This is a genomic window from Oleiphilus sp. HI0079, assembly GCF_001635105.1.
Genome location: NZ_LWFT01000526.1, coordinates 1 through 10,030 on the forward strand (window position 1 = coordinate 1; position 10,030 = coordinate 10,030).

At 48.1% G+C, this 10,030-nt stretch carries 9 protein-coding genes; 6 read left to right on the top strand and 3 right to left on the bottom strand.

Features of this window, described 5'->3' with window-relative positions; genetic code table 11:
* The first annotated feature begins 91 nt into the window (after window positions 1-91).
* From A3750_RS07620 to alr, 4 genes are all read left to right on the top strand, one after another.
* The gene (locus tag A3750_RS07620) at window positions 92-685 is read left to right on the top strand and encodes a hypothetical protein (protein WP_068548146.1); all 594 of its coding nucleotides are present in this window, start codon (window positions 92-94) and stop codon (window positions 683-685) included.
* An 89-nt stretch (window positions 686-774) separates the two neighbouring features.
* Entirely contained in the window at window positions 775-1,221 is a 447-nt protein-coding gene (gene rplI / locus A3750_RS07625; protein WP_068453539.1) for a 50S ribosomal protein L9, read from the top strand.
* 167 nt (window positions 1,222-1,388) lie between these two features.
* Window positions 1,389-2,756, top strand: a complete 1,368-nt coding sequence (gene dnaB, locus A3750_RS07630; protein ID WP_068453537.1) for a replicative DNA helicase — start codon at window positions 1,389-1,391, stop codon at window positions 2,754-2,756.
* Window positions 2,757-2,769: 13 nt separating this feature from the next.
* Window positions 2,770-3,855 (top strand): alanine racemase, encoded by a 1,086-nt coding sequence (gene alr, locus A3750_RS07635; RefSeq protein ID WP_068453535.1) that lies wholly within the window; start codon window positions 2,770-2,772, stop codon window positions 3,853-3,855.
* A gap of 19 nt (window positions 3,856-3,874) precedes the next feature.
* Here the strand turns inward: alr and A3750_RS07640 are convergent, their stop codons facing one another.
* From A3750_RS07640 to A3750_RS07650, 3 genes are all read right to left on the bottom strand, one after another.
* Window positions 3,875-4,405 carry a lipocalin family protein gene (locus tag A3750_RS07640; protein WP_068453533.1) on the bottom strand — a complete coding sequence of 177 codons (531 nt, stop codon included), beginning with the start codon at window positions 4,403-4,405 and terminating at the stop codon, window positions 3,875-3,877.
* A gap of 28 nt (window positions 4,406-4,433) precedes the next feature.
* Window positions 4,434-4,955 carry an RNA 2',3'-cyclic phosphodiesterase gene (gene thpR / locus A3750_RS07645; protein WP_068453531.1) on the bottom strand — a complete coding sequence of 174 codons (522 nt, stop codon included), beginning with the start codon at window positions 4,953-4,955 and terminating at the stop codon, window positions 4,434-4,436.
* A 106-nt stretch (window positions 4,956-5,061) separates the two neighbouring features.
* The gene (locus A3750_RS07650) at window positions 5,062-7,842 is read right to left on the bottom strand and encodes a methyl-accepting chemotaxis protein (protein ID WP_068453529.1); all 2,781 of its coding nucleotides are present in this window, start codon (window positions 7,840-7,842) and stop codon (window positions 5,062-5,064) included.
* A gap of 296 nt (window positions 7,843-8,138) precedes the next feature.
* On the opposite strand from A3750_RS07650, the gene A3750_RS07655 reads away from it, so the two are divergent.
* Together A3750_RS07655 and A3750_RS07660 are read left to right on the top strand one after the other, a co-directional pair.
* Window positions 8,139-8,660: an outer membrane beta-barrel protein gene (locus A3750_RS07655; protein WP_068466312.1), complete on the top strand. Its 522-nt coding sequence runs from the start codon at window positions 8,139-8,141 to the stop codon at window positions 8,658-8,660.
* On the top strand, window positions 8,650-9,897 hold the full coding sequence (locus A3750_RS07660; protein ID WP_068466314.1) for an Ig-like domain-containing protein: 1,248 nt from the start codon (window positions 8,650-8,652) through the stop codon (window positions 9,895-9,897). Before A3750_RS07655 ends, A3750_RS07660 begins: the two co-directional genes overlap by 11 nt.
* The last annotated feature ends 133 nt before the right edge of the window (window positions 9,898-10,030 follow it).

Below are 10,030 nucleotides of genomic sequence, written 5' to 3' on the forward strand. Positions count from 1 at the left end.
ACGCTGATTCTCAAAACCTCTGCCAAAGCAAACGTTGGTAGTGTTGATATCAACGTTTGCTTTGGCAGAGGTTTTGAGAATCAGCGTTTCCATGCGCAGAACACTGTTGTTTGGCTTTGGATTCAGTATTTTGATTGGTGTTATGACACCAGTTTTGATGCCCGAAGCGATAGAAATGTTGCTCACTGTGACGGATGAACTTCTCAAACAGTTGGCCGAAGATGCGCAGCTACAGGTAGATGATGAGCTTAGGGCTTCATTCCATGCCTTACTAATTGCGAGCTTTGCAGCATCATTTTTTGCCATGAGCGTGGGGAGTTTGTTTCTCGCGCGGTCTTGGCAGGCAGCATTGTTTAAGCCGGGGGGCTGGCGGGAAGAATTTCACCAGCTTCGTATGAGTTCAATGGACATGACAGCAATAGTTATTGTTATGTTGATTGGGCCTGCTATTGGATTGGATGGCTATCTACTGGTTTTCAGTGGTTTAGTACCAATTCTGATTTGCGGGTTCGCGTTAGTGCACGGTTTGATCGGCAAGAAAAATTTAGGCGGACAATGGATGATCGGCTTCTACGCATTAGTCGTCGTTCTGTTCCCGACCTTCTTAGCAATCATTGCGCTCATGGCTTTATTGGATAGCGCAGTAGATATAAGAAGTAGGGTTCAGTCTTCACCAGACGCATAACGAAGCGCTTGTGTTGAAGAAGATGGCTGTGAAGAAACATCCTTGTTCGCACAAAGAGACAATTCGATTTAATAGTTGAGGATAGCGAGATGGAAGTCATTCTACTCGAAAAAGTTGGTAAGCTAGGCGGTCTTGGCGACAAAGTAACAGTTAAATCTGGCTTTGGTCGTAACTTCTTGGTTCCATTTGGCAAAGCCGTTCCTGCAAACGCAGAGAATGTTGCGCAGTTCGAAGCGCGCCGTGCAGAGCTTGAAAAAGCAGCTGCTGAGAAATTGGCAGCAGCAGAAGCTCGTGCAGCTGAGTTGAACGAGAAATCAGTTACTATCACGTCAAAAGCTGGCGATGAAGGTAAGCTGTTTGGTTCAATTGGTGTTCGCGATGTAGCAGATGCGGTAACCGCTGCTGGCACCGAAGTTAGCAAATCTGAGGTTCGCCTTCCTGAAGGTCCGATCCGTGCAGTTGGTGACTACGAGATTGATATCCAGTTGCACAGTGATGTAACTGCGACTATCAACCTAGCTGTTGTAGCAGAATAATTCTTTCCGCTGATCGCGGATAAGAAATAGCAGACGCCCATTTTTTAAGTTGGCATCTGCTTCTAAGCCCTAAGGATATCCTGTATATTCTTGGGGCTTATTTGTTTGTGAGTTTTCGAATAATCTTACCCTTTGAACCCTGCCATACTTCGGAGTTTCTCTAGCCTGTGTCCGACAAAGAAACCTTAGGATTAAAAACCCCACCACACTCTATTGAAGCGGAACAATCGATTCTTGGAGGGTTGCTGCTTGATAACAGCAAGTGGGATGTTGTTGGTGATAAGGTTATTGAGGATGATTTCTATCGTCAGGACCACCGTCTATTGTTTCGTGTGGTGAGTCGCCTTGCGACTCAGGGAAATCCGATTGACGTCATCACCGTCTCTGAAGAGTTGCAGCGGCTTGGCGAGCTCGAAAATGCCGGTGGGATGGCCTACCTAACGGAGTTGGTCGAAAAAACGCCGAGTGCAAGTAATGTTCGCTCTTACTCCAATATCGTGCATGAACGTGCTGTTTTACGCCGACTTATTCAGATTTCTGGCGAAATTTCTGACAGCGCATTTAATCCTACTGGACGCAGCACGAACGAATTGCTTGACGAAGCGGAGAGGAAGGTTTTCCAGATATCTGAGAGCAGTGCGGGGCAGGAAACCGGCCCCGTCAGTGTCAACCCAGTGCTCACCAAAACTCTGGAGCGGATTGAAGAGCTGTTTGATGCCCCTGACGGTATTACCGGTGTCACCACGGGTTTCAAAGATCTCGATGACATGACGTCAGGCCTGCAGTCTTCAGATTTGGTGATCGTTGCAGCGCGCCCGTCGATGGGTAAAACAGCGTTTGCGATGAACCTCGTTGAGTCCGCGTTGATAAAAGCGGAAGTGCCTGTGCTAGTTTTTAGTATGGAGATGCCGGCTGACTCAATCTTGATGCGTATGCTCAGCTCACTTGGTCAGATTAACCAAACAAAGGTGCGATCGGGTAAGTTAGATGAGGAAGACTGGCCGAGGCTCTCATCTGCGGCAAAGATTCTGAAAGATAGGCCTCTATTTATTGATGATACTGCTGGCTTGAGCCCGACTGAGGTGCGTTCGCGCGCGCGCCGCGTTGCTCGTGAAGTAGGTCAGATTGGTATGATCATGGTCGATTATCTTCAGCTAATGCAAATACCAGGAATGAATGAAGGCCGAACAGCGGAGATTTCTGAGATCTCGCGATCTCTTAAAGCTTTAGCGAAGGAGTTGCAGTGTCCGGTGGTGGCGCTTTCTCAGTTGAACCGAGGTCTGGAATCACGAACGGATAAGCGTCCGATGAACTCTGATTTGCGAGAATCAGGAGCGATTGAGCAGGATGCGGATGTCATTATGTTTATCTATCGTGACGAGTACTACAACGAAGAGAGTCCTGATAAAGGTATTGCCGAGATTATTATTGGTAAACAACGTAACGGCCCGATCGGCAAGGTGAAATTGCAGTTCCAAGGCCAGTTCACCAAGTTTAATGATCTTGCTCACGTTGATTACAATAACGAGTTTTAAGGCGCTATAGGCTATGTCTAGACCAGCAGTTGCTTATATCGACCAAGCCGCATTTTCAGAGAACATTCAATTTCTTCAGCGCCAAGCGTCCAACTCAGAGCTGTTGCTGGTGGTCAAGGCGGATGCCTATGGCCATGGGGTTGAGAACCTTTTGCCCGCTTTTAAGCATCATCGCGTAGCGGTAGCCTGCGTGGAAGAAGCGTTAACCTTGATTGATCTTGGTTATTCTGGTGAGGTTATCTTGCTAGAGGGCTTATTCAATAGTGCTTGCGTTGACAAACTTAGGGGGCATTCAGCGGTCTTTGTGATCCATAGTCTTTTCCAGCTAGACTGTCTAGAGAATGCGGGTTATGAAGGACGGGTTTGGTTGAAAGTCGACTCTGGTATGCATCGCCTGGGCTTGAATGAAGATGATTTCCGAGACTGTCTGCAAAGGATTGGTAAATCCAAAAAGATGCAGTTAGAGACTGTAATGACCCATTTTGCCAGTGCTGATGACCCGCGAAGCACTTCTATATCCACTCAGGTTAGCCGCTTTCATTCGGTGCTGAGCGGCTCAGATGCGAATCAGCTTGCTCAAGCACCATCATTGTCCTTGTGTAATTCGGCAGCGCTGTTGCTTCATCCCGAGTTTCAAGAGCAAATTGTTCGCCCAGGAATCGTACTTTACGGGGGCAATCCGGTACCTTTGATCCCTTCAGTAACGGATGGTTTAAAGCCGGTGATGCATTTGAAATCCGAAGTGATTGCCCTCCGTGAGATTGAAACAGGTGAGACGGTGGGGTACGGAGATACTTGGACGGCACTGAGAAAAACCATTATTGCAACGGTGGCGATGGGCTACGGCGATGGTTATCCCCGTCATGCGCCTAGCGGGACACCTGTTATGGTCGATGGTCAGCGCGCCCCGCTTGTCGGTCGTGTATCTATGGATTTGATTACCATCGACGTGACCGAAGTGCGCAATGTTAATATCGGCTCTGAAGTCGAATTTTGGGGCGCCGAGCTCTCAATTGATGAAGTCGCAGAGCATGCTGGCACAATTTCCTATCAGCTTTGCACTGCGATTACAGCCCGAGTCCCTCGCGTTTGTATATAGTGCTTCCTTTGCGCGGAACTTATTGCGCGACCCAGATGAGCTCTTCCGTGGCAAAACCTTTTGTTTGTGCAAATTCTAAAAACTCTGCGCGCGTGTCTTTAGTGATCTCAGGCGTGCGTGATAGTAGCCATAGGTAGTCTGTATCGGGTCCGGTAATGAAGGCATGCTGATAGTTTTTCTGATCTAGTTCGGCAATGACATACGAGGCATAGAAGGGCCCAAAAAAACTGACCTTAAGGTGCCCCGTTTTAGAGTCTTCGACAAAATACGCTTTGCCCTCCGCCTCGTTCCATGTTTGTTCTTCCAAGGAATAGCCTCTATTGAGAACTCGCACGCCGCCGTCTGATCGCAAAGTATACTCTGCAGTGACCTTGCTGAGTCCTCTTTCGAAGCTATGGTCTAGTCTCGCAATTTCATACCATTTACCTAAATAGCGATCTAACTCAAAATCTGAAACAGGTTGAACATTTTTTGGAATCCCGGTGCAGCCGCTCAATAGCGCTGCCATTAAAAGCAGGATGGGGAACAGAATTTTGTTTGAGTTATCCATAAAGACAGAGTCTCTCTCGTAATTTGATTTATAAATGCCAGCGCTCAACAGGGTGGTACTCGACTTTTCCATATGAATTCTGCTGTGACTCATATAACGCTACGTCGCTGATCTGCAACTCGATTGCAGGAGCAAGTAGAGGTGGAGACATCTCTTGGGCTCCACGCGTGAGACTAATGTGTGGTTGATATGCTCGGTTGGATTTTCTTGCACCATAGCGTGTTCCGGCACTTGCGTGACTTGCTGACAAACGGCTTAGATCCTGTGGCCAAGCACTTGGGCCAATCCAGATAATGCCAGTTTTTGGCCAAAAGGCGACCTGATCTAATCGTATTAAGAAGGGGCGGAGGGAGGAGCGTTCGTTGAGGGTCGTAAGTTGGTTAACAAGAGGCTCAATGTTCTGTTGTTGGATGTCGCCAAAGAATGCCAAGGTAATGTGATAATTGGTCTGTGCGATTTTTCCTGTTGGTAAAAGAAGATAACTGTCTGCCCAGCTGAAGATACGTTTTCTATCTTCCGGTTTAATGTCTAACGCAGTAAAGAGTCGCATCTCAAGACTATATCTTATCGCTTCAAGTGGTTTGTTACTTTAGCACGTTAAAGCAAAAAAAAGCCCGGAGGGTATCCGGGCTTGTTGTCTCGAAGCCTAGGCTTCTCTAAAAGTCTTCCCAGTCATCTTGGCTAGAGAAAGAGGCTGCACTGCTATCGCCGCTGCTGCCACTGCTCGCTCTTGGTGGCTCATAGGTCATTACGGGCGCGGCTTGTGCCGGTGCAGATGCTGTCATCATGGGTGCTGCTGACATGCTCATGCCTCCCTGTAGGCTGAAGAATGAAATCATGCTCGCCATATTGTTGGCTTCTTCCGACATACTGCGGCTCGCAGCCGATGTCTCTTCGACGAGTGCTGCGTTCTGCTGCGTCATTTCATCCATTTGGGTAACTGCTTGGTTAATCTGACTAATGCCTGCGTTTTGTTCAATTGCAGCATTGTTTACGTCATTGATCATGGTAGCTACACGATCAACGGCAGAGACGATGTCCGCAAGCGTTTCACCACTCTGGTTCACTAAAGTGGAGCCAGACTCCACTTTGCTCACGCTATCTCTGATTAAATCTTTGATCTCTTTTGCCGCTGCGGCAGAGCGTTGTGAAAGGGTTCGAACTTCGCCCGCGACAACCGCAAATCCGCGGCCCTGTTCGCCTGCACGTGCTGCTTCAACTGCAGCATTCAGCGCGAGTAGATTGGTTTGGAAAGCAATCTCGTCGATAACACCAATGATGTCGTTAATTTTATTACTTGAGTCGAGGATCTCGCTCATGGCATTGACGGCATCTTCCACAACTTCGCCACCGGCCTGCGCTTTCGATTTCGCTTCAGCGGCAAGGTTGTTTGCTTCCGAGGCATTCTCACTCGATTGCTTCACGGTAGAAGTCATTTCTTCCATGCTGGACGCAGTCTCTTCCAATGAACTGGCCTGAGACTCTGTTCGTCGGCTCAAGTCGTCCGAGCCTTGTGCGACTTCGTTGGCAGAGCTTCTAACGGCTCCTGCAGCATTTTGAATCTTCAATAACACCTCATTTAGCTTAGTGACGGTGTTATTGGCGTTGGTTTTAATGTTGTCGAACTCACCACGGTACTCATTTGTAATGGTGGTTGTCAGATCGCCCTCGGACATCGCCTCAAACATATGGCTCATGTCGTGAACGAATGAAGAGGTTTTATCAAGTAGGGTGTTTAAACCTGTGCTTAGTTGTTTAAAGAATCCGTCTTTATCGTCTAGTCCAATGCGCTCACTGAGATCGCCATCGTTTGCCGCGGCGATAATGTTGTCCATCTCTTCTTGAATGCGAACTTCTGCGGTCTTATCGTTCCACTCAACAACGGTACCGATACGGTTGCCATCTTTATCGCTCACAGGGTTCACAATGAGGTGCATGTGGCGGCCACCAACCTCGATTTTTGTTCGAGTAGTGCTCGTCAGGCGATCCAAAATTTGGATCTGGTGTTGAGGGTTTTTGTGGAATTGATCGATTGTACCGCCGACTAATGTTTCGGGATTGAAGTTCGGCAAGTCTTTGCGAATATCGTCTGCTGCCGCGCGAAGTGTGTCCAGTACGGCATCATTTGCATAGATGATATTACGATCTGCATCGGCCATCATCACATTTGCAGTGACGCTATCGAGTGCTGTTTTAATGCGTGCGTTGTCTGCGGCGATCGCTGCGGCTTCTTTTTCAAGAGCCAAGCGCTCTGTTTTATCATCCCATTCGACAACGGTGCCTAAGCGCTCTTGATTCTCGCCAAAAATCGGGGTCGCGATTAAACCAAAGGTGCGTCCGCCGACGTTGATATCGCCTCGGAATGTATCCCTGAGTCCTTCAATCATATTCCGTTGATGAGCGGGATTTTTGTGGAAAGTATCAATGTTTTTACCCATCAGGTTGCGCGCATCAAAGTTAGGAAGATCCTTGCGCAAATCGGATTCTGCGGTGGCCATCATATCTTTGATGGCATCGTTCATGTAAACGATGTTGAAATCCGGGTCTGCCATCATCACATTGGTATCACAGACATCCAGCGCACTTTTGATTCTGGAAGTCTCGGCCAATGCGATGCGGTCGTCTTCCATGCGCTGTCGGAGGTTGATCTGCATGGCCTTCATTGCGGCAATCAAACTTGTCTCGTCGCCTTCTTGGGCCTGGACATCTTCGCCAAGCTCGTTGTTAGCGATTTTGGTTGCTACGCTCGCGGCATAGGATGGCTCACCGCCAAGCGCTCGAGTGATGTTTCGAGTCAGTAGTGCGGCAGCGATAATGCCGATCAGTATCGCGATGCCTGAGCCCAAGTACGTGCTCGTGGTTGCAAAGCTAGCAGTTGCGCTATTTTCATCTTGGTGAATCGCGATCAACTTGCGTTCTTCGGCAATAAAATCTTGCAGAATCTTGCGCATGTCTTCCATGTAGACGGGGCCATTACTGGACGTTACGAAGCTTGTCAGTGTACTTAATGGCCTCTCCCCTGAGAGTATTTTCTCGTGCAGATTTATTGCTTCGCGAAAGTGCTCAGATTGCCACGAACGCTCCAGCATTCTAACTTGATCAATGCGACTTGTTTGCGCTGAGTCATCTTGAATAAGCGGTGCAACGGCCTCGATAAGCTTATCAAAATGTTGTTTCCCTTCTCGGTAAGGCTCTAAGTAGCTTTCTCTTCCAGTGATGAGGTAGCCTCGTAAGCCGGACTCCATTTCGGTAACAGCGGCGAACAACTCGTCCCCTTTTTCGATAATCTTGTGGTCTTTATCGACTGTTTTTTGGCTCTCTATAAGATGGGAAAGCGTCTGGCTTCCTACCACCGAGATAATTGTGAACAGTACGAGAGGGATGGCAAAGCCGAGCCCTAGCTTCATTTTTAAACTGAGATTTTCGAACATATTCATCTTGCCCGCCCGTTGGATTAAATGCTTGTCCTAAACTTCTACTTCCCACTTCTTTTAGTTAGCGAGTCGTGAGAAAATCCTTTAACTTTGATGACGCTTTTGCGTTCTTAAGTAACCAATGTTGGCGTCACATTCCTGTCGTGACGGAACTAGAATATAGTTGAGATTTGTTCTTTCGCTGTTTGTGTTAAAACGATTATAGAAAAAGCCGTTAGCTTTTAATTCTTATTAGTTATAAGTCGCAAGATGCGAGACGATCCCAGCTCAATACGTATAACAAAGACAACAACAAAACTATGCGACTACTTCTATTTGTGCTTTTTATCTCTTCGAGCGTTGCCAATGCTGAACCTGCAGCGTATGCCGAGTTGGCCGGTAATGTCGTCCTGCAATCTGTGGACGAGAAAGATTTTCAGTTGGGGGCGACAGAGCTCAAGGGCGGGTTGTACGTTCATCAACTCATCTCTCTGGAGGCTTTTGTAAGCCAAGGGGTCGTGGACGACACAGACAACAACTTGAATCAAGCGGTCGGGTTGGGCTACGGTGTCGGTGCCCGTTTTGAGTCTCCCTCGCGAAGAGGTACAAAGGCGTTTATCTTATTGGGTTTTTCGTCGCACGAGCTTGAGTTGAAGAGAGAAGACACAAGTCAAAGCTTGAGCACCGAGCGCTTTGAAGGCTTTGCCTATGGTGTAGGGCTGCAAGAGCAGCTTTTTGATGCGGACTCTCAATGGTATGTCAGTGCGCGTTGGCAGCGCCACTATTCTTCCGGCCAAATTAAAATCGATACAGTGGGAGCGGCGCTTCGTTATGCTTTCTAGTCTCAAACTGAACTCTTCACTTTCGTTTCTTCTTTTGTTGATGAGCGTCTTTGTGCTTTCTGCGTGTAGAAATGAAGAAGGTGAGCGAGCCTTTGTGGCGGCAGTCGAAGTGGTGGAAAACGATGTGCAGAGCATACAAATTATGCCGGGTAAACAGGGCGCCATCTTGGAAGCGGACGCCACATCGCAGTTTTCTGTTATCGCAACTCTTGGTGATGGCAGTACGGAAGATGTCAGTGATCGAGTTGTGTGGGTCAGTAGCGACTCTGGTGTGTTTACTGTAGATGAGACAGGCTTAGTTTCAGCTGGCAGTGTCTCGGGGAATGCAGAGGTGCTTGTATCTTGGAGCTACCTAAATGCGCGCTTACCTGTTGATGTCTCGACTGCGCAGCTAACCGGTCTTAGTTTCTCCAATCTTCCGGCGTCGCTTTCGGAATGTCTGGCAGGCACGTCGTTGCGCGTTGATGGCACTTATGATGACGGCCGTACAAGTAATGTCAGTGAGCTTGTGACTGTATGGAGTAGCTCAGATATTGCTATCGCGAAGATCAACGGTAGCGGTGTTCTCGATACGCTAGATGCCGGCAATGTGACGCTTGAGGCGACTTACCGAGGGCAAGTCGCATCTCAGGCTTTAGTTGTTTCCGATAGTCTCACGGCAATTACGTTAGCGCCTGATGCGGATTTCAGTCTCGACATAGCGGCCTCGAAAAGTCTCACGGTGAACGTGACAGATTCGAGTGAGACGCGGAATGTATCCACAATTGCCAACTATACGGATAACCCAACCGGCGTGTTGACGATTGATTCTTCAGGGGTCGTTACAGCTGGATCGGCGGTGGGTAGCACTGTGATTACGGCAAGTTGTGGCGGTCTTACGACAAGTCCTGTCACGGTGACAGTGACTGAGCCAAAAACGGTCTCCGAGCTTATTATTCGTTATGAAAACGCGAGTACAAGCCCTGCTGGTCCTTTTGAAACGTCAGACAGCCCGATCGAGCTAAGAGCGTTTCTTCGATACAGCGATGCCAGTGAACTGGATGTAACCGATAGCGAGTTTACTGATTGGTCAGTGAGATCCACTATTTCTGGAAGCGCAGCAACCATCAGTAATGATGGCGCAGACAAAGGCGAAGTCAGCTTTAACCAGATTGGCCGTACAGAAATTGAAGCGGTTTACGACGACGAGAACAACAATGTTTACAAAGAAGACACGATAGACGTTTTGGTTGAGTAAGTTTTAAAGTAGAATCGCGCCGCCGATTTACAATCCAAATTTTTTGGCCACCGAGCACAGTTTTCAGTACTCGGTGGCTTTTTCGTTTTGTAGAGTGATTGATTTAGCTTACGAGTAGAGGAAAACATGAAAG